Here is a 19,042-nt window from a genome sequence, read left to right as displayed (position 1 = left end):
GCGGTGCCGGAGCCGTCGCTCACCACCCCCGGAGGAACCGCGCCATGACGACCACACGCAGGGCGTTCGGAGCCCTGGCCGCAGGCGCCGGCCTCGCCGCGCTCGTCCCCGGAGCGCCGGCGGGCGCCGCGGACCGCCACCGCCCGGGGCGGATCCTCGCCCGCGACGACTTCAGGCACGGCCTCGGCCGGTGGGTGACCGAACTGCAGGACGGCGGCAGCGTCACCGCCTCCCGGGGTGTCCTGGACATCGACGTACCCGGCGGTGCGACGGTCTGGTTCAGGCACGCGCTCCGCGGACCGTACGTCATCGGGTACACCGCCGTCCCGATCGGCGCGGGCGGCGTCAACGACCGCGTCTCGGACCTCAACAACTTCTGGAACGCCATCGACGCCCGCTCGCCCGACGACCTCTTCGCCACGCCCCGCGACGGTGCGCTCGCGACCTACGACCACCTCAGGACGTACTACGTGGGATACGGCGCGAACGGCAACACCACGACCAGGCTGCGCCGCTACGTCGGCGAGGCGGGCGTACGGCCGCTGATCCACGACTACACGGAGCCCCTGCTCACCGCGAACCGGCCGAACCGGGTCCGGATCGTCTCGGACGGTTCGACGGTCCAGTGGTGGAACAACGGCCGGCTCGTTCTCGACCACACGGACCCGGAGCCGTACACGAGCGGGCACTTCGCCTTCCGGACCACCTGGAGCCACTTCGCGATCAGCGACTTCCACGTACGGGAGCTGCGGAAACGTACCTGAAGGAGCTCTGTATTCCTGGATTGACCAACACTTGACAAGTGGCTTATCTCACCGCGCGTCAACCCCTTCCTACGGTCGCGTAGCTCACACCCCAAGGTGAATCATGGGCCGACGTGGCAGACGATTCGAGAGACGGCAACAGAAAAGACGACAACAGATCAGTGATCGGGTCGTACGTGGCGGTGGGGGACAGCTTCACCGAGGGCGTCGGCGACCCCGGCCCGGACGGGTCCTTCGTCGGCTGGGCGGACCGGTTCGCGGTGCTGCTCGCGGACCGGCGGCCCGAGGGCGACTTCGGCTACACCAACCTCGCGGTCCGCGGGAAGCTGCTCGACCAGATCGTCGAGCACCAGCTGAAGCGGGCCAGGGAGCTCGCTCCGGACCTGGTCTCCTTCTGTGCGGGCGGCAACGACATCATCCGGCCGGGCACCGATCCCGACGAGGTCGCGGAGCGCTACGAGCGGGCCGTCGCGGACCTGACGTCGGCCGTCGGCACGGTCCTGGTGACCACCGGGTTCGACACCCGTGGCGTGCCCGTGCTCCGGCACATGCGCGGCAAGATCGCCACCTACAACCTGCATCTGCGGGCCATCGCCGACCGGTACAACTGCCCGGTGCTGGACCTGTGGTCGCTCAGGACCATCCAGGACCGGCGGGCCTGGGACGGCGACCGGCTGCACCTGTCGCCCGAGGGGCACACCCGGGTGGCCCTGCGCGCCGGTCAGGTCCTCGGCCTCGAGGTGCCGGCGGATCCGGACCAGCCCTGGCCGCCGCTGCCGCCGCGCGGCACGTCGGAGGTACGGCGCGACAACATCCAATGGGCCCGGGAGTACCTCGTGCCGTGGATCGGCCGGCGGCTGCGCGGGGAGTCCTCGGGCGACCGGGTGGTGGCGAAGGGAAGCCTGTCACCGGGCGACATCAAGACGTGGATCGAGGCCGTGGCCTGAAGATCCGGAAAATCCCGGAGGCCTGAAGGCTCCGCGAGGTCCGTGGGGAGGGGATTTCGAGGGGTGGCCGGTGCCGCCCGGCCGGTGCCGTCGGGCGGCACCGGTCACCTCTCGCGCAACGCCCCTTCGTCGAGGCCCAGTTCGCGGGCCAGTGCCTCGTCCACCCACTGCTGGGTGCGGGTGCGTGACACCGCGCCCGGGTACGCCGTCATCTGCACGGCCAGTCCGTCCAGCAGGGCGGTCAGACGCAGCGCCGTGCCCGTCGGGTCCGGGCACCGGAACTCGCCTCCGGCCACCCCCTCGGCGATGACCTCGATGAGCGCGGCCTTCCACTGCCGGTCCAGGTCACGGGTGACGTCCCGCAGCGCCGGCTCGCGCAGTGCGACCGCCCAGCCCTCGATCCACAGCCGCCAGCCCTTGGCCTGCCCGGTCGGCGCGTACCAGCGCACGGCGGCCCGCAGCCTGCGCCGTGCGGTCGTGCGGCGGCCGAGCAGTTTGCGCAGGTGGGCGAGGTCGTCCTCGGCCGCGTACGTGAACGCGGCGGCGACCAGTTTCTCCTTCGTGGAGAAGTGGTAGAGCACCAGGGCGTTGCTCACCCCCAGCGCGTTCGCCACATCGGCGATCCGCACCGCGCAGACACCGTGCTCCTCGATCTGCCGGACGGCGGCCCGCAGCAACTCCTCGCGCCGCTGCGCCACACCCAACCGCACCCTTGCCACCGGACAACCCTATGGCCTGGTCGGGGGCGGCACCGTCACAGGGGCGGTTACCGGCCGCGTGGAGGACGCCACCGGTACCGCGCGGGCACGTCACCGGCACCGTGGGAGCCGTCAGCGGTACCGGCCGAAGCGCTCCGCGATCACCGGCAGGCGCTCCGCGGCGACGGCGTGCGCGGCGGCCCGCAGTGTCGTCCCGTCGGCCTGCGCACGGGCGAGCGTCAGGTCGACCAGGGCGCGCATCGAGCGCCGCGTGTACGCGAACGCCTCGTCCGCGTCGGCCCCGATGTCACCGAAGAGCGTCCACCACCACCAGGCGTTGGTACCGGAGTTGGCCACGACGTCCGGCAGGACGGTGATTCCGCGCGCGGCGAGCGGTTCCTCCGCCTCGGGCAGGACGGGCATGTTGGCCGCCTCGACGATCCAACGCGCGGTGATCCGGCGCTGGTTGACGGTGTCGACGGCGTACGAGACCGCGGCGGGCACCAGCACCTCGGCCGCGGTGGACAGCCAGGCGTCACCGGGCAGTTCGCGGTCGGCGGGGCGCAGGGCGGCGCGGTCCACCGTGCCGAACGCGTCCCGCGCGGCGAGCAGCGCGTCCACGTCCAGGCCCGCAGGGTTGGCGATCGTGCCCTTCACGTCGGCGACCGCCACGACGCTCAGGCCCGCGCGCACCAGGAACCTGGCCGTGGCCCCGCCCATGGTGCCCAGACCCTGCACGGCGACCCGCGTCCCCCGGTACGCCGTGCCGGACCGGTCCAGGGCCGCCAGCACCGACTCGGCCACCCCGCAGCCGCCGACCAGCTCGTCCAGGCCGATGCCGTCCACCTCCACGGCGAACGCGTCCGCCAGCCGCCGCCGGGCCGCCCCCTCGTCGTCGAGCAGCGGATACACGGCCTGGATCGTCGACACGAGCCCGGCCTCCGCCGCGGCCCGGTCGACCAGGTCCTGGCTGAGGCCGAGGTCCTCGCCGGTGGTCCAGTGGTTCTCGATGTACGGGCGCACGGCGCGCAGGTACCGCACGAGCAGCCCGTACGCCTGCGGGTCCCGGGGGTCGCAGTCGATGCCGCCCTTGGCGCCGCCCAACGGGATGTAGCGGCCCTCCGGGTTGTAGTGCAGCGCCTCCTTCATGGTCATGCCCCGGGCCAGCCCCGCCACCTCGGCCTGCGTGCAGCCCGGCCGCATCCGCAGCCCGCCGCTGCAGACACCGCGCACGAGGCGGTCCACGACCAGGTGCCCCTGACGACCCGTGACGTGATCGGTCCAGGTGAGCGACATCAGGGGAAGGTTGTCGGCGGTCACGCGGTCTCCTCGGGAACGGGGATCATCAATTCGGGAACAGGGACCGGCCCCGGAACGTTTCACCCGCTGGGAGCCGGGCGCATCACTGTGTCCGGTGCCTGTCCCGCACTCTCGCTACTGAATGATCGGTCAGTATCGACCGGTCGGTGCCGAAGAGGCGGGGCGGGGTTGCCGACGCACCGGACGGACGTCCGGCACCCCGTCCGTGCCCGGCACGGACACCGCACCGTCACGCGCCCGACCCGGCGCTGTCGGAGGCGGTGACCATAATGGAAAAACAGACCCACCCACCTGGAGGTGCCGTGACCGGTTCCCGTTCCCTGAGCTCCGGGCTCCGTGCTCTGCGCCCCGCCGCCTTCGGCGCGGATCCCAGTGGTGAGCGCATGGAGCGCATCCGCAGATCCCCGAACTACGCGGACGGTGTCTTCCGCAACCCCGAGGGGGCTCCCCGTCCCGAGGGCGCCATGCTCGAGGTGGCGAAGATCTACTTCCGCAAGGAGGAGCGGGCCCACCGGGCCCCGGTGGGCGTCGTGCCGGTCCATGCCACGACCCTCGCCGACCTCGCGAAGCCTCCCGCCTCCGGGCTGCGGATCACATGGATGGGCCACTCCAGCGTGCTCGCCGAGATCGACGGGCACCGGGTGCTCTTCGACCCCGTCTGGGGCGAGAGGTGCTCCCCGTTCGCCTTCGCCGGCCCCAAGCGGCTGCACCCCGCGCCCGTGCCGCTGGCGGCGCTCGGCCCGGTCGACGTGGTGGTCATCTCGCACGACCACTACGACCACCTCGACCTGCCCACGATCAAGGCACTGGCCGGTACGGACACGGTGTTCGCGGTGCCCCTCGGCGTCGGCGCCCACCTGGAGCACTGGGGCGTCCCGGCGGACCGGCTGCGCGAGCTGGACTGGCACGAGACGACGAAGGTCGGCGGCATCTCCCTGACCGCCACCCCGGCCCGCCACTTCTGCGGCCGCGGCCTGCGCAACACGCAGCACACCCTCTGGGCCTCCTGGGTGGTCGCGGGCGACGAGCACCGGATCTACCACAGCGGCGACACCGGGTACTTCACCGGTTTCAAGGACATCGGCGCGGCGTACGGCCCCTTCGACGCCACGATGATCCAGATCGGCGCGTACAGCGAGTTCTGGCCCGACATCCACATGACGCCCGAGGAGGGCATGCGCGCCCACCTCGACCTGCAGGGCGCCGCGCCCTCCGGCGTGATGATGCCGATCCACTGGGCCACGTTCAACCTCGCGACGCACCCGTGGGCCGAGCCCGGCGAGGGCACCGTCGCCGCCGCCCGGGAGGCCGGCGCCCGGATCGCGCTGCCCCGTCCCGGTGAGCCCTTCGAACCCACGGCCGAGGCCGTTCCGTCCGAGCCCTGGTGGCGCGGTGTGGCGCTGGCGCCGCGGGGCGGCTGGCCCGTGGCCGGGGAGACGGTCCGCGACACACCGCGTGACCGGGCGGCCGGCACCGCGGTGGACAGCGGAGAGCCGGAATCCGTCCCGACCGGGTGATCCGGAGGTGCCGGAAGGCGATCGGCGAGGGCCGGGGAGCACACCGCTCCCCGGCCCTCGCCGTTTTCTGCTGACCGCTTCTGACCAGGTGTGATCGGTTCGCGGCGTCAGACGCGCATGCGTTCGAGTGACTTATCGGGCTGTCGTACGAACGCTCACACCGGAGAGGGACGTCGGCCGTCGGACTTTGTCAACTGCTCACCGCACATGGTGCTGTCACGACTACCGTGAGTGGCCGCTGAGCGGTACCGGACCGGATTCTCCGGCCCGGTGCGCCCGGCACCGCGATCGCGTACGCCCCGTCCGGAGCGGGCGCCGGTCGCAGCCCGGGGGAGCCCCCACAGCCCCGACACACCAGTACGAGGACGTCGATGTCTCACCTTCGCGCACCGGCCGCACGCGCAGACCGCCGCGAGGGCGGGCGGCACGGGCGGCCGGTCCCTCACCCCGCCCCCACGCTGCCCGAGGCCCACATACGGCCCCAGCTGCTCCGCCTCGCGCTCCTGCCGCCCATCGCGGTGGCGCTCAGCGGCAGTGCCGCCGTGCTCTTCACCGTCCGCACGACCGGCGCACACCCCGGCCCCACGCTGTGGATCGTGCTCACCGGAGCCGTCGGTGTCGCCCTCGCGGGCATCGTCGTCGCCGCCGTGGCGGCCGGCCGCGCCGCCCGGTCCGTGCACGACCGCATCGGATCACTGCGCCGCGCCAGCGCCCGCGGCCAGGCCGAGCTGCTCACCCTCGTCGAGACGCTGCGCCGCGGGGACGGGCCGCCCGCCCGCAGACAGCGCGGCCGGCCCGCCCCGGACGCCGACGACTTCGACCTGCTCGCCGAGGACCTGGCGTCCGCCCACGACGGCGCGGTCACCGCGGTGGTCCAGGCCTCCCAGCTCTCCAGCCACGCGGGCAGCGAGCAGAAGGTCGAGGTCTTCGTCAACCTGGCCCGGCGGCTGCAGTCCCTGGTGCACCGCGAGATCTCGATCCTCGACGAGCTCGAGAACCAGATCGAGGACCCGGACCTGCTCAAGGGCCTCTTCCACGTCGACCACCTCGCCACCCGCATCCGGCGCCACGCCGAGAACCTCGCGGTGCTCGGCGGCGCCGTCTCGCGCCGCCAGTGGAGCAACCCGGTCTCCATGACCGAGGTGCTGCGGTCCGCCACCGCGGAGGTCGAGCAGTACTCCCGGGTCAAGCTCGTACCGCCGATCAACGGGACCGTGCGCGGGCACGCCGTGGCCGACGTGATCCACCTGCTGGCCGAACTCGTCGAGAACGCCACGGTGTTCTCGGCGCCGCACACCCAGGTGCTGCTGCGGGCCGACATCGTCACGTCCGGGCTCGCCGTCGAGGTCGAGGACCGCGGGCTCGGGATGCCGCTGGCCGAGCAGCACAGGATGAACACGCTGCTCGCCGACCCCGACCAGGTGAACGTGGCGAGCCTGCTGCAGGACGGCCGGATCGGGCTGTTCGTGGTCTCGCAGCTCGCGCGCCGGCACGGGATCACCGTCCGGCTGCAGACCAACATCTACGGCGGCGTACAGGCCGTGCTGGTCGTGCCGCAGGCGCTGCTGGGCGCGGAGCCGGGCTCCGGCCCGGCCCGGGCGGTGGGCGGCGGGGCCGAGGTCCCTGCGCACGGGGCGCCCACGCACGTGGCCCCGGCGCACGGCACGCCTGCCCACGGCACGCCCGGACCGGGCGCTCCGGCCCACGGCACCCCCGGCCATGGAACGCCGGCCCATGGGGTGCCCCTGCCGGAAGTGTCCGCTCATGCGGCCGGAGCGGCCGGGCCCGCGCCCCGGTCGCAGCCGCTGCCGCTGCCGCTGCCGCTGCCCCAGCGGGACACCTCCGTCGGGCCGACCGCCGTGAACGGCCGGGGCGGCGCAGGCGGCCCCGACCCGCTCCCGGTGCGCGGTGCCGGGACACGGGCCAACCCCGCGGAGGCCGTTCCCGGCATCCGGCCCGACGACAGGCAGGCGGTCGCCGAGCACACGCTCGCGCCGCCCACCCCGCGCAACGGCACGGTGCGCGGCAGCATGAGCCGGCCCCGGCTGCCCAAGCGGCGGGCCCAGGAGCACATAGCGCCGGAGCTGCGCGGCGGACCCGCGCCCCGGCAGGAGTCAGAGTTCCCCGTGGAGCACGACCCCGGCCTGATGGCGGCGTTCCAGCGGGGCATCGGGCTCGCCGAGGCCCAGCACAGGGAAGCGGAGCTCGCGGGCGGCCTCCCCGTGGAGCCCGCGTACGCCGAGCCCGGGTACGCCGAGCCCGGGTACGCCGAGCCCGCGTACGGGGAAGCCGACCGCATCGGCCCCGACCACATGGACGGGACATCCTTCGGCGGCGACCCGCCCGTGCCGCCCGAGCGGCCCCAACCGTCCGTGGCGTCCGTCCCGTCCGCCCCGCCCGGGGTGCCCGCCCCGTTCGAGCCGTCCGCGCCGTCTGCGCCCGGTCACGGTCTCACCGTCCGGCACGACGGGAGCACACCGGCCGGATGAACCACGCCACCCCCGCGTCCGCCCCCGGACGCCCCTGTGCTCCCGCAGACCTTCGTATTTCAAGGAGTCGATCCCCCATGGCGAGCGATGTGCCGACCGGCCACGCATCCGACCTCGACTGGCTGATGAGTGGCTTGGTGCAGCGCGTACCGCACACCAGAAGCGCGGTGCTGCTCTCCTGCGACGGCCTGGTGAAATCGGTGCACGGGCTCGACCCCGACAGCGCCGACCACATGGCCGCCCTGGCCTCCGGGCTCTACTCCCTGGGACGCAGCGCGGGCGTCCGCTTCGGCGACGGCGGCGGCGTACGCCAGGTCGTCGTCGAGCTGGACTCCACGCTGCTGTTCGTGTCCACCGCGGGCTCCGGCACCTGTCTCGCCGTGCTCGCCGGCCGCGACGCCGACGCGGCCGTGCTCGGCTACGAGATGGCGATGCTGGTCAAGAGCGTCCGCCCGTACCTCATGACGGCGCCGCGACAGCACTCCGCCGAACCGCCGGCGATGAGGCCTTGAACGCGGCCGGTGACGGGCCCTGGCTCGACGGCGCGGCCGGACGCCTGGTGCGGCCCTACCAGGTCAGCAACGGCCGGACCCGGCCGAGCACCGCGCTCGACCTGCTGTCCCACGTGCGGTCCACCGGCGTCACCCCCCTCGGCTACCTCGGTCCCGAACACACGCAGGCACTCGAACTGTGCCGGGACCCCGTGTCGGTGGCCGAGGTCGCCGCTCATCTGAGGCTGCCGGCGGCGGTCACCAAGGTGCTGCTGTCCGACCTCGTCGACTGCGGGGCGCTGTCCACGAAGCCCCCCACGTTCCACCACAACCCCACTGACCGGTCTCTTCTGGAGGCAGTGCTCGATGGACTACGACGACAGCTCTGACCCGTTCCCCACCGCACTGAAGATCCTGGTGGCGGGAGGGTTCGGAGTGGGCAAGACCACCTTCGTCGGCGCGGTGAGCGAGATCGCGCCGCTCAGCACGGAGGAACTGCTGACCACGGTCAGCGCCGCGACCGACAACCTCGACGGCATCGAGAACAAGGTCGAGACGACCGTCGCGATGGACTTCGGGCGCATCACCCTCGATCCGGAACACGTGCTGTACCTGTTCGGCACGCCCGGACAGGAGCGGTTCTGGTTCATGTGGGACGAGCTCTCCGAAGGAGCGCTGGGCGCGGTCGTCCTCGCCGACACCCGCCGCCTGGAGGAGTGCTTCGCCGCCGTCGACTTCTTCGAGCAGCGCGGCCTCGGGTTCATCGTCGCCGTCAACGAGTTCGACGGCGGCTTCCGCTACGACCCGGAGGAGGTGCGGTCGGCCATCGACCTCGACCCGGACGTGCCGGTGGTCCGCTGCGACGCGCGGATCTCCAGCTCGGGGGTGCAGACACTGCTCACCCTGGTACGCCATCTGCTCGCCCACGCGCCCTCGCGCGCCCCGAGCCACGGAGCCCACACATGAGCTACGACCCGCCGCGTCCGGCCGGTCGGCTGCTGCTCACCCCCGAGGACAAGGAGGCGCCGGCCAGGACGCGCCGACTGCGTGTGCTGGGCCTCGGCGAGCACGCGGAACCGGCCCTCGACGCGTTCGCGCGAGGGCTCGCCGAACTGGCCGGGGCGCCGTACGCGCTGGTCAACTTCATCGGCGAGGAGGGGCAGTTCTTCGCCGGACTGCACACCCGGCACGCCCGGCACACCGCTGTGACCGGCAACGGCACCGGCGGTGCGGGCGGTGGTGACAGGGACGGAGGCCGCGCGCAGGGCGCGCGGTTCGGGGCCGGCCGCCACATGACCCGCGACTACGGGTTCTGCCCGCATGTGGTGGTCCGCCGCAAGGCCCTGGTCCTGGAGGACGTCCGGGACTATCCGCGCTTCGCGGGCAACCCGGTCGTCGACGAGTTCGGCATCCGCTCCTACCTCGGCGCCCCGCTTCTCGACCGCACCGGTATCGCACTCGGCACGGTGTGCGTCACCGATGTCGAGCCCCGGCCGTGGGGAAGATCCGGCCTGGACACCATCAAGGCCATGGCGGCGGAACTGGTCGAGCAGCTCGAACTGCGCGAGGGCGGCTTCTGACCGGCGCGGGTGTGAAGGAAAGCTGCGGCGCCGCTTAAGAAAACCTCGATGGACCCGGAGCACCCGCGTACGGCAGATTGCTGGTCGAATCCACTCCTCTCCCCGGTGCGGGTGTGCTTCGGCGTGTCCGGAACCGGGACCTCACGCACGGGAGCCCCGTTGAAGGCGCTGGTCAAGGAGAAGGCGGAGCCCGGGCTGCGGCTCATGGACGTACCGGAGCCGGTCATCGGCCCCGGCGACGTACTGATCAAGGTCCTCAGGACCGGGATCTGCGGCACCGACCTGCACATCCGCAACTGGGACGGCTGGGCGCGGCAGACCGTCGAGGCACCGCTCGTGCTCGGCCACGAGTTCGTCGGCGAGGTCGTGGAGACGGGCCGCGACGCCGGCGACATCGCCGTGGGCGACCGGGTCAGCGGCGAGGGCCACCTCGTCTGCGGGAAGTGCCGCAACTGCCAGGCCGGCCGGCGCCACCTGTGCCGCGCGACGGTGGGGCTCGGGGTCGGCCGCGACGGCGCGTTCGCCGAGTACGTGGCGCTGCCCGCGTCCAACGTCTGGGTGCACCGCGTTCCCGTCGACCTCGACGTGGCCGCGATCTTCGACCCGTTCGGCAACGCCGTGCACACCGCGCTGTCGTTCCCGCTGGTCGGGGAGGACGTACTGATCACCGGCGCGGGTCCCATCGGTCTGATGGCCGCCGCCGTCGCCCGGCACGCGGGCGCCCGGCACGTCGTGATCACCGACGTCAGCGAGGACCGTCTGGAGCTGGCGCGCAAGATCGGCGTCAGCCTGGCGCTGAACGTGGCCGAGTCGGGCATCGTGGACGGGCAGCGCGCCCTGGGCCTGCGCGAGGGCTTCGACATCGGCCTGGAGATGTCCGGCAACCCGGTCGCGATGCGGGACATGCTCGCCAACATGACGCACGGCGGCCGGATCGCCATGCTCGGACTGCCGTCCGAGGAGTTCGCCGTCGACTGGTCCCGGATCGTCACCTCCATGATCACGATCAAGGGCGTCTACGGCCGGGAGATGTTCGAGACCTGGTACGCGATGTCCGTCCTCCTCGAAGGCGGCCTCGACCTCGCGCCCGTCATCACCGGCCGCTACGGCCACCGCGACTTCGAGGCGGCCTTCGAGGACGCGGCGAGCGGCCGCGGCGGCAAGGTCATCCTCGACTGGACCACGTAGGACCTGGGCCGTGCAGGACCTGGACCCCGTAAGGAACCGGACGCCCCAGGGCCTCCGGACTCTGTAAGGACTGATGATGTTCGACTCCGTACGCGACGACCTCCGCACCACCCTCGAAGAGATCCGCGCCGCGGGACTGCACAAGCCCGAGCGCGTCATCGGCACCCCGCAGTCCGCGACCGTCAGCGTCACCGCGGGCGGCCGGCCCGGTGAGGTCCTCAACTTCTGCGCCAACAACTACCTCGGTCTCGCCGACCACCCGGAGGTCGTGGCCGCCGCCCACGAGGCGCTCGACCGCTGGGGCTACGGCATGGCGTCCGTGCGCTTCATCTGTGGTACGCAGGAGGTGCACAAGGAGCTGGAGGCGCGGCTGTCCGCGTTCCTCGGCCAGGAGGACACGATCCTCTACTCGTCCTGCTTCGACGCCAACGGCGGAGTGTTCGAGACCCTGCTCGGCGCGGAGGACGCGGTGATCTCCGACGCCCTCAACCACGCGTCGATCATCGACGGCATCCGGCTCTCCAAGGCTCGCAGGTTCCGCTACGCGAACCGTGATCTCGCCGATCTGGAACAGCAGTTGAAGGAGGCCGCGGGCGCCCGCCGCAGGCTGATCGTCACCGACGGCGTGTTCTCCATGGACGGGTACGTGGCCCCGCTGCGCGAGATCTGCGACCTCGCCGACCGCTACGACGCGATGGTGATGGTCGACGACTCGCACGCCGTCGGCTTCGTCGGTCCCGGCGGGCGCGGCACTCCCGAACTCCACGGCGTGATGGACCGCGTCGACATCATCACCGGCACCCTCGGCAAGGCCCTCGGCGGCGCGTCGGGCGGTTACGTCGCCGCCCGCGCCGAGATCGTCGCGCTGCTGCGCCAGCGGTCGCGCCCGTACCTCTTCTCGAACACCCTGGCCCCGGTGATCGCCGCCGCCTCGCTCAAGGTGCTCGACCTGCTGGAGTCGGCGGACGACCTGCGCGAGCGGCTCGCCGCCAACACCGCGCTGTTCCGCTCCCGGATGACCGGGGAGGGCTTCGACATCCTCCCCGGCGACCACGCCATCGCCCCGGTGATGATCGGGGACGCGACCGTCGCGGGCCGGATGGCGGAGCTGCTCCTGGAGCGCGGTGTGTACGTGATCGGTTTCTCGTACCCCGTGGTCCCGCAGGGCAAGGCCCGCATCCGCGTACAGCTGTCCGCCGCGCACTCCACCGAGGACGTCGACCGCGCGGTGGACGCCTTCGTGGCCGCCCGCGCCGAGCTGGCGGCCGAAACCGGCTGAATCCCTGAGAGAATCGGCCGCATGATCGAAGCGCGGCGGCTGCACATCCTCCGAGCGGTCGCGGACCACCGTACGGTGACCGCCGCCGCCGCCGCGCTCTACCTCACCCCCTCCGCGGTCTCCCAGCAGCTGACCGCCCTGGAGCAGGAGACGGGGCACCGGCTGGTGGAGCGCGGCGCCCGGGGCGTACGGCTGACTCCCGCGGGCGAGATCCTGCTGGGCCACACCAACGCGGTCCTCGCGCAGCTGGAGCGGGCCGAGGCGGAGCTCGCCGCCTACAGCTCGGGTTCGGCCGGCACGGTCACCGTCGCCTCCTTCGCGACCGGCATCGGCCTCGTCGTCGCGCCCGCCCTGGCCCGCCTCGCGCACACGGCGCCCGGCATCCGGCTGCGCGTCCAGGACGCCGAGGGCGACGCCAGCCTGCCGATGGTGCTCGACCGGCAGGTCGACGTGGCGGTCGCCGTCGAGTACCGGGGCGCCCCGGACCCCGACGACCCCCGCCTCGCGCACATCTCGCTGTACGCCGAGCCGTTCGATGCCGTCGTACCGCAGGGCCACCGCCTCGCCGACCGTACGCAGGTGCCGCTGGCCGAGCTGGCGAAGGACCCGTGGATCGGTCCGTACCCGGGCAACCCCTGCCACGACGTGGTGGTCCTGGCCTGCGAGCACGCCGGTTTCCAGCCCGCCCTCGAACACTCCTCGGACGACTTCCGCGCGGTCGTCGCGCTGGCGTCGGCGGACGCGGGGGTCGCCCTGGTCCCGCGCTCGGCCCTGCACGGCATGGACCTCGCGGGCGTGGTCGTACGCCCCGTCGACGGTGTCGCCCCCACCCGCCGGGTCTTCGCCGCGGTACGCCGGGGGGCCGAGGCCCATCCGCTGATCCGGCCGGTGCTCGACGCACTGGCGGAGGCGGCACCCGTCGTCCCTGATATGGGATAGCATCCCGAAAATGGGAAGCAAGGAAGACGCGGACGCGGACACCGCCGTCCGGCCGGATCCCGTGGACGTCCGGCTCGGCGCCCGGCTGGCCGCGCTGCGCGCCGAACGAGGCTGGTCGCTGGGCGAGTTGGCGCAGCGCAGCGGGGTGAGCCGTTCGACCCTGTCGCGGGCCGAGCGCGCGGAGACCAGCCCCACGGCCTCCCTCCTGAACCGGCTGTGCGCCGTCCACGGGCGCACCATGTCCCAGCTGCTCAGCGAGGTCGAGGCCGAGGCCGGACCCGCCCCGCTGGTCCGGGTCGCCGACCAGGCCGTCTGGGAGGACCGGGCCTCCGGTTTCGTACGCCGGTCCGTGTCCCCGCCGCATGCCGCCCTGCGCGGCGAACTGGTCGAGGGGCGGCTCACCGCGGGCGCCGACATCGCCTACGACCGGCCTCCCGTGCCCGGCCTCGAACAGCACATCTGGGTGCTCGACGGGCAGTTGGAGGTCATGGCGCAGGACACCGGGCACCGGCTCGACACCGGCGACTGCCTGCGGCTGCGGGTGTGGGGGCCGACGCGGTTCCGCTGCCCCGGCCCGCAGGACGCGCGCTACGCGCTGGCGGTGGTGCTGCCGTGACGGCCATGACCTGCACACGGCTGACGGATGATCAGTTCTTGTCCGCCGTGGACGAGTTGGCGGACCTGCTGACCGACACGGTCGACGGTGGCGCGTCGATCGGTTTCCTCGCACCGCTCGACCGCGCCGCGGCCGTCGGCTGGTGGCGGGAGCGGGCGGACGCGCTCGCGGACGGCTCCCTGGCGGTGTGGGCCGCGTACGCGGACGGCAGGATCGTCGGCACGGTGGGCCTCGTCCTCCCGGACAAGCCCAACAGCCGTCACCGCGCCGAAGTGGTGAAGCTGATGGTGCACAGGCAAGGGCGGGGACGCGGCCTCGGACGCTCGCTCCTCGCCACGGCCGAACGCGCGGCGGCCGGGATGGGCGTGACCCTGCTCCACCTCGACACCGAGACCGGCAGCCCGGCCGAGTCGCTGTACGCGTCGGCCGGCTGGACCCGCGCGGGCGTCATCCCCGACTACGCGAGCACGCCGTCGGGACGGCTGCACCCGACCACGATCTTCTACAAGTACGTGCCGGACGTACGTGTCGGCTGAGGGAGGCACGGCTGCGATCGTTCCCGGCGGATGATTGTCAGTGGCGTTGGCTACGGTGCGTTCCATGCACGATGCCGATGACGTACGCCGGATCTGTCTCTCGCTGCCGGACACGGTGGAGAAGACCGCCTGGGGCATGCCCACCTTCAGGGTGGCGGGGAAGATGTTCGTCACGTTGCCCGAGGAGGAGACCTCCATGGCCGTGCGCTGCCCGAAGGCGGAGCGCGACGAACTGGTCCTCGCGGAGCCCGCGAAGTTCTGGATCGCCGATCACGAGGCGGGCTCCGCCTGGGTGCGGGTGCGGCTCGCGGCCCTGGAGGACGGGGGCGAGCTGCGTGACATCCTCGCGGACTCGTGGCGGCAGGCGGCCTCGACCCGACTGCTGGAGTCCTACCCGGAGTTGGGGGTCGTACCGGGCGGCTGACATCTCGGGGCGAGGGGCGTTGTCAGTGCCGCGTGGCATGATCCGAAGGCTGGTGGGAGCGCGGCACACGGGGGCCGCGATCCCACCGGTGTTCCGCTCGCGAGCGGTCAGACCCGTGCCCGCGCACCCGGTTCTTCCCCCACCGGTTCTTCCCTCACCGGTCCTTCCCGTACCGGTTCTTCCCGTACGCCGAGGAAGCCGGTGATCCGCTCCCGCAGCGTCCTCGCGTCCAGCCCGTGCGCACGCATGTGCTCGTCGACGCCGCCGTAGCGGCGCAGTTCCCGGCGGCCGACGCCGAGGCCGAGCACGCGGTGGGGGAGGTGCGCGAGGGCGTCGTTCACGGCGGACGTCGACGTACCGGCCAGGTACGGCTCGACCAGGACCACATCGGTGCCGGCCGTGTCCGTGGCCCGGCGCAGCGCGGCCGGGTCGAGGGGCCGCACGGTCGTCGCGTACAGCACGGTGACGTCGAGCCCCTCCGTGGCGGCGAGCACCGGGTCGAGCAGGGGGCCGACCGCGACGACGACACCGGCCCGCCCTTCGCGCACGGTGCGCAGGCGGCTGCCGTCGACGGGCCGCGGCCGCGCGTTCGACTGATCGGAGAGCCGTACGTACACCTTGTCGTCGTGTGCCGCGACGGCGTGCCGCAACAGGGTCTCGGCCTCGTCCGGGTGGCCCGGCACGTGCACGGTCCAGCCGTCCAGGGTGTCGAGCAGGGCGACGTCGCCGGGGGACATGTGGGTGAAGCCGCCCGCCGGCCAGTCGAACGACGCGGCCGCGCTGACCAGCACGGCGCCGACGTCCTGGTGGCCGAGATCCAGCTTGATCTGCTCGAAGGGCCGCTCGACGAGGAAGCTGGCGAACGTGTGCACCACGGGCCGCAGCCCGGTCAGCGCCAGGCCCGCGCCGGCCCCGATCAGCAACTGCTCGCGGATGCCGACGTTGATCACCCGGTCCGGATGCCGGCGCAGGGCCTCCTCGAAACCGGCCAGACCGATCTCGGCGAGGACGACGGCGACCCGCGGATCCTCGTCGAGCAGCCGCGAGACGACGGGAGCGAAGCGCTCACGCATGGAGTCCATCGGAAACCTCCTGGGAAGGATGGGGGTGAGGGTGAGGGGTGAACGGCGAAGGGGTGAGGGGCGAAGGGGTGAGGGGCGGGCGCCGTGGCGGCTCAGGCGTCCTTCGGCTCGACCCGGGCGACGACCACGCGGGGCCGCCCGGGATGGGGCGCGGTGAACGCGGCGTACAGGGCCTCGTGGTCCCGGCCGTCGACGGTCGCGGCCGACCAGCCAGCGGCCTCGAACCGCCTGGCGATCCCGCCGGGCAGCGCCCAGCTCGCGGACGAGTTGTCGATCACGACGGTGTGCAGGCGGTCGAGCCCGGCGGGGCCCGCGTAGGCGATGGCCTCGTGGTTGCTGCCCTCGTCCAGCTCGGCGTCGCCGACGAGCACCCACACGTGCGGGTCGTCGAGCCCCTGGGCCCGCAGTCCCAGCGCCGTGCCGACCGCGATCGGCAGCCCGTGCCCGAGCGAACCGCTGCCGATCTCGGCGCCCGGTACGAGCACCCGGTCCGGATGGTGGCCGAGCGGCGAGTCGTACGAGCCGAAGCCGGGGAGCCAGCCTGCCGGTACGAAGCCCTTGGCGGCCAGCACCGCGTAGTACGCCATCGGGCCGTGCCCCTTGGACAGCAGGAACCGGTCCCGCCCGGGGGCGTCCGCCGTCGCTGGGTCCACCCGCAGCACCTGGTCGTAGAGCACCCAGAGCGCGTCGAGCGTGGACGTCGCCGCCGGGCCGTGCTTCTCGTCCCCGCTCATCAGCCGCATCAGCCCGGGCAGCGCCTCGTAGCTGTCGTGTTCCTGCTCGTACCTGTCCATGTGCCGGTGTCCCGCCGCTGTCGTCGTCATACGGACGATCGTGCAACCTCGATAAAGGTTGAGGTCAAGTGGTCGCCGGGACGAGCTGGCCGGGACAAAAGGAGTGCGCGATCACCGACCCGAGTGCGGTAGAGTTTCGGTGCGCGTTCAGCCAGGGGAAACCCCAGGTCACAACGGGCAACGGGACGTGGCGCAGCTTGGTAGCGCACTTGACTGGGGGTCAAGGGGTCGCAGGTTCAAATCCTGTCGTCCCGACTGGAGACAGTCGCATGTCAGAGGGCCCGCCGGAGGAATCCGGCGGGCCCTCTGACCTGTTCTTGGGGACCATGTGGGGACCAGGCGGTCTAGCGGGCGCGGCGGGGACCGGCGGGCAGGGTGGGCAGGGTCTTGGGGGCGCGGACCATGGTCAGGTGGGCGGTGAGCGCGGTGCCGGCGTCGGTGATCTGGCGGAGGTCGGAGTGCAGGTAGCGCTGGGTGGTGATGAGGGATCCGTGTCCGGCGATCTTGCGCAGGACGTGGACGGGCACTCCGGCGTCGGCGAGCCAGGTGAGTCCGGTGTGGCGGAGGTCGTGGCGGCGCAGGTGCTCGTAGCCGAGCTTGGTGACCACGTCGTCCCAGTGGGTGGCGTCGCGTAGGACGGCGGTGGAGATGCGTCCGCCGCGTGGGCCGGTGAACAGGCGGGCGTCGGGGTCGGGGCCGGCGGACAGGATGCGCTGGGCGACGAGGGGACGGATTTCCTCGACGATGGGAACCTTGCGGGCGCGTTTGCCTTTGGTGCCCTTGTCGGTCAGTCCGCCGGGTGCGGGTGTGGTCTGACGCCGTATGGTCCAGATCCACTGGCTGGTGTCGATGTCGCCGACACGGCATCCGGAGACCTCGCCGATGCGTGCGGCGGTGCAGGCGGCGAAGAGGACGACGTCTGCCCAGCCCTGGTAGTGGTCGTGGGAGCGCTGGACGAGGGCGTTGGCGAGGCGTTGGAGGGTGGCCCAGTCGGGCAGGGCGAGGGAGCGGGGGTCATCGAGTTCGTCCTGGGCTTGCTTGTACTGGGCCTGCCAGCCGGTGATGCGGGCGGGGTTGAGGGTGATCAGGCCGTCGCGGACGGCTTGTTCCATGACGCGGACGAGGACGGCGATGCTGTTCTTGACGACGGAGCGGCTGAGTTCGTCGGCGATCCAGGCATGGACGGTGCGGTCGACGGCGCCGTTGGTGATCATCCGGACCGGCAGGTGACCCAGGGCGGGGACGATGCGCCGTCGCCAACCGGCCATGTATGGGTCGTGGGTCTTGAGTTCCAGGCCGCGCAGGGCGAGGTGCATGTTGGCGTCGCCGTAGTCGGCCAGGGTCATGGTGGCGAGGTCGGGGGAGATACCGGCCTGGGCGGCGTCTTTGATGCCCTTGATCCAGGTGCGGGCGTCGTCCTGGGTGGGTTTGCTCTCGGACAGGGTGAGGCGTCTGCCGGTGACCGGGTCGGTCCAGCGGACACGGGCACGGTAGGGGGAGGCCCGGTCGGGGCGATGCTCGATGTCGGCGGAGAGCCGGACGCCGACCGGGATCTGTGCGGCTTGCCCCATCAGCGCTCGCCCTGGGGGACGGTGCGGTGTCGGCGAAGCCACTGCTCCACGTCGTGGTTGCTGTAGAGGACGACGCGTTCGGAGAGCCGTACGAAGGGCGGACCTTGTGGCGGGCGGGCGGTACGCCAGCGCCGCATGGTGGAGGGATCGACGTTCAGCAGGCGGGCGAGCTGTTCGGTGGTGCTCCAGCCTGCGTTGAGGAGGTCCTGGAGCGGTGTGCTGGTGGCTGATTGCTGGTCAGGCGTGGCGGGGGGCATGGGCTCCGGGCGGGGTGGCGGGGCGTGATGGACACTGTGAGTGCTTCAACACAGGGGCGGGCCGGTACAGGAGCAGGATCTTCGCCGGAGGCAGCGGAACTGGCTTCCTGACCCGGCCAGATGATGGTGCGGACACTTCGGGCGGTGCTGGCGGTGTCGGGCGGTCGACTGAGAGGTCGTGCTCGGACAGAGACTCTGGTCGACCGGCAACTGCGTGAAAGCGTGGCAGTACGGCGGCGCCCTACCAATGGTCTGCGGCAACGCCGGTTGGGCCAACCGGCGATGGTGGGCTATCATCTCGGCCGCCATGCGCCTCAGACGGCCGCCCTTCGCACTCCTTGACGGGCTTGGATGCGGCCGATCCGGCGCACTGAGAGGGCCGTTGAGGACCCCGTGCTCTACGTGTACTTTGACCCGCTCACTGCACCGCAGCGCCGACTTCTCAAACAGCCCTGCCGATGGCTGTTCAGGCGGTCTGATGAGTAAGACCTTGAGACAGGGGTGCCGGGAATTTCATGGCGCCAAGCAATCATGCTCAGCCACATGAGCG

20 protein-coding genes and 1 tRNA gene are annotated in these 19,042 nt (G+C 72.2%); 15 read left to right on the top strand and 6 right to left on the bottom strand.

The genetic code is table 11. The annotated features are described in order from the left end of the window. Positions 1-44: 44 nt before the first annotated feature. Positions 45-764, top strand: a complete 720-nt coding sequence (locus tag QFZ75_RS06455; RefSeq protein WP_307534586.1) for a DUF6250 domain-containing protein — start codon at positions 45-47, stop codon at positions 762-764. A 161-nt stretch (positions 765-925) separates the two neighbouring features. Continuing rightward, complete coding sequence (locus QFZ75_RS06450) at positions 926-1,711, top strand: SGNH/GDSL hydrolase family protein (protein WP_307534585.1); 786 nt, start codon at positions 926-928, stop codon at positions 1,709-1,711. Between the two features lie 104 nt (positions 1,712-1,815). On the opposite strand, the gene QFZ75_RS06445 is transcribed toward QFZ75_RS06450, so the two are convergent. Both QFZ75_RS06445 and QFZ75_RS06440 read right to left on the bottom strand, forming a co-directional pair. Next, positions 1,816-2,430, bottom strand: coding sequence for a TetR/AcrR family transcriptional regulator (locus QFZ75_RS06445; RefSeq protein WP_307534583.1), 615 nt, complete (start codon positions 2,428-2,430; stop codon positions 1,816-1,818). Between the two features lie 111 nt (positions 2,431-2,541). Beyond that, on the bottom strand, positions 2,542-3,705 hold the full coding sequence (locus tag QFZ75_RS06440) for a Glu/Leu/Phe/Val dehydrogenase dimerization domain-containing protein (RefSeq protein WP_373466028.1): 1,164 nt from the start codon (positions 3,703-3,705) through the stop codon (positions 2,542-2,544). Between the two features lie 326 nt (positions 3,706-4,031). Between QFZ75_RS06440 and QFZ75_RS06435 the strand changes: the two genes are divergently transcribed. From QFZ75_RS06435 to QFZ75_RS06380, 12 genes are all read left to right on the top strand, one after another. Then, positions 4,032-5,246 (top strand): MBL fold metallo-hydrolase, encoded by a 1,215-nt coding sequence (locus QFZ75_RS06435; protein WP_307534579.1) that lies wholly within the window; start codon positions 4,032-4,034, stop codon positions 5,244-5,246. 371 nt (positions 5,247-5,617) lie between these two features. Beyond that, on the top strand, positions 5,618-7,735 hold the full coding sequence (locus tag QFZ75_RS06430; RefSeq protein ID WP_307534577.1) for an ATP-binding protein: 2,118 nt from the start codon (positions 5,618-5,620) through the stop codon (positions 7,733-7,735). 77 nt (positions 7,736-7,812) lie between these two features. Continuing rightward, positions 7,813-8,247 carry a roadblock/LC7 domain-containing protein gene (locus tag QFZ75_RS06425; RefSeq protein WP_307534575.1) on the top strand — a complete coding sequence of 145 codons (435 nt, stop codon included), beginning with the start codon at positions 7,813-7,815 and terminating at the stop codon, positions 8,245-8,247. Further along, positions 8,244-8,615, top strand: a complete 372-nt coding sequence (locus tag QFZ75_RS06420; protein WP_307534573.1) for a DUF742 domain-containing protein — start codon at positions 8,244-8,246, stop codon at positions 8,613-8,615. The genes QFZ75_RS06425 and QFZ75_RS06420 overlap by 4 nt, the downstream gene beginning before the upstream one ends. After that, positions 8,593-9,192: an ATP/GTP-binding protein gene (locus QFZ75_RS06415; RefSeq protein WP_307534571.1), complete on the top strand. Its 600-nt coding sequence runs from the start codon at positions 8,593-8,595 to the stop codon at positions 9,190-9,192. The genes QFZ75_RS06420 and QFZ75_RS06415 overlap by 23 nt, the downstream gene beginning before the upstream one ends. After that, entirely contained in the window at positions 9,189-9,806 is a 618-nt protein-coding gene (locus QFZ75_RS06410; protein ID WP_307534569.1) for a GAF domain-containing protein, read from the top strand. Before QFZ75_RS06415 ends, QFZ75_RS06410 begins: the two co-directional genes overlap by 4 nt. Before the next feature lie 159 nt (positions 9,807-9,965). Beyond that, positions 9,966-10,994 (top strand): L-threonine 3-dehydrogenase, encoded by a 1,029-nt coding sequence (tdh, locus tag QFZ75_RS06405; protein WP_307534567.1) that lies wholly within the window; start codon positions 9,966-9,968, stop codon positions 10,992-10,994. A gap of 76 nt (positions 10,995-11,070) precedes the next feature. After that, positions 11,071-12,273 carry a glycine C-acetyltransferase gene (locus QFZ75_RS06400; protein WP_307544245.1) on the top strand — a complete coding sequence of 401 codons (1,203 nt, stop codon included), beginning with the start codon at positions 11,071-11,073 and terminating at the stop codon, positions 12,271-12,273. A 21-nt stretch (positions 12,274-12,294) separates the two neighbouring features. Further along, a complete protein-coding gene (locus QFZ75_RS06395) occupies positions 12,295-13,212 on the top strand; it encodes a LysR family transcriptional regulator (protein ID WP_307534565.1) in 918 nt (305 codons plus the stop codon). Between the two features lie 10 nt (positions 13,213-13,222). Then, complete coding sequence (locus QFZ75_RS06390; RefSeq protein ID WP_307534563.1) at positions 13,223-13,828, top strand: helix-turn-helix domain-containing protein; 606 nt, start codon at positions 13,223-13,225, stop codon at positions 13,826-13,828. 5 nt (positions 13,829-13,833) lie between these two features. Beyond that, entirely contained in the window at positions 13,834-14,364 is a 531-nt protein-coding gene (locus tag QFZ75_RS06385) for a GNAT family N-acetyltransferase (protein ID WP_307534561.1), read from the top strand. Positions 14,365-14,428: 64 nt separating this feature from the next. After that, positions 14,429-14,788: an MmcQ/YjbR family DNA-binding protein gene (locus tag QFZ75_RS06380; RefSeq protein ID WP_307534559.1), complete on the top strand. Its 360-nt coding sequence runs from the start codon at positions 14,429-14,431 to the stop codon at positions 14,786-14,788. 107 nt (positions 14,789-14,895) lie between these two features. Here the strand turns inward: QFZ75_RS06380 and QFZ75_RS06375 are convergent, their stop codons facing one another. Together QFZ75_RS06375 and QFZ75_RS06370 are read right to left on the bottom strand one after the other, a co-directional pair. Beyond that, a complete protein-coding gene (locus QFZ75_RS06375) occupies positions 14,896-15,870 on the bottom strand; it encodes a transketolase family protein (RefSeq protein WP_307534557.1) in 975 nt (324 codons plus the stop codon). A gap of 92 nt (positions 15,871-15,962) precedes the next feature. After that, positions 15,963-16,694 (bottom strand): transketolase, encoded by a 732-nt coding sequence (locus tag QFZ75_RS06370; RefSeq protein ID WP_373465815.1) that lies wholly within the window; start codon positions 16,692-16,694, stop codon positions 15,963-15,965. A 151-nt stretch (positions 16,695-16,845) separates the two neighbouring features. Between QFZ75_RS06370 and QFZ75_RS06365 the strand changes: the two genes are divergently transcribed. Beyond that, a tRNA-Pro gene (locus QFZ75_RS06365) sits at positions 16,846-16,919 on the top strand. 89 nt (positions 16,920-17,008) lie between these two features. On the opposite strand, the gene QFZ75_RS06360 is transcribed toward QFZ75_RS06365, so the two are convergent. After that, positions 17,009-18,235, bottom strand: a complete 1,227-nt coding sequence (locus QFZ75_RS06360) for a site-specific integrase (RefSeq protein WP_307534555.1) — start codon at positions 18,233-18,235, stop codon at positions 17,009-17,011. Continuing rightward, positions 18,235-18,492, bottom strand: coding sequence for an AlpA family transcriptional regulator (locus tag QFZ75_RS06355; RefSeq protein ID WP_307534553.1), 258 nt, complete (start codon positions 18,490-18,492; stop codon positions 18,235-18,237). Before QFZ75_RS06355 ends, QFZ75_RS06360 begins: the two co-directional genes overlap by 1 nt. Positions 18,493-19,042 lie beyond the last annotated feature (550 nt).

Origin of the sequence: Streptomyces sp. V3I8, assembly GCF_030817535.1 — a bacterium.
Taxonomy (GTDB): domain Bacteria; phylum Actinomycetota; class Actinomycetes; order Streptomycetales; family Streptomycetaceae; genus Streptomyces.
The sequence above is the reverse complement of the archived record's forward strand: the minus strand, read 5'-3'. Positions and strand labels throughout refer to the sequence as shown.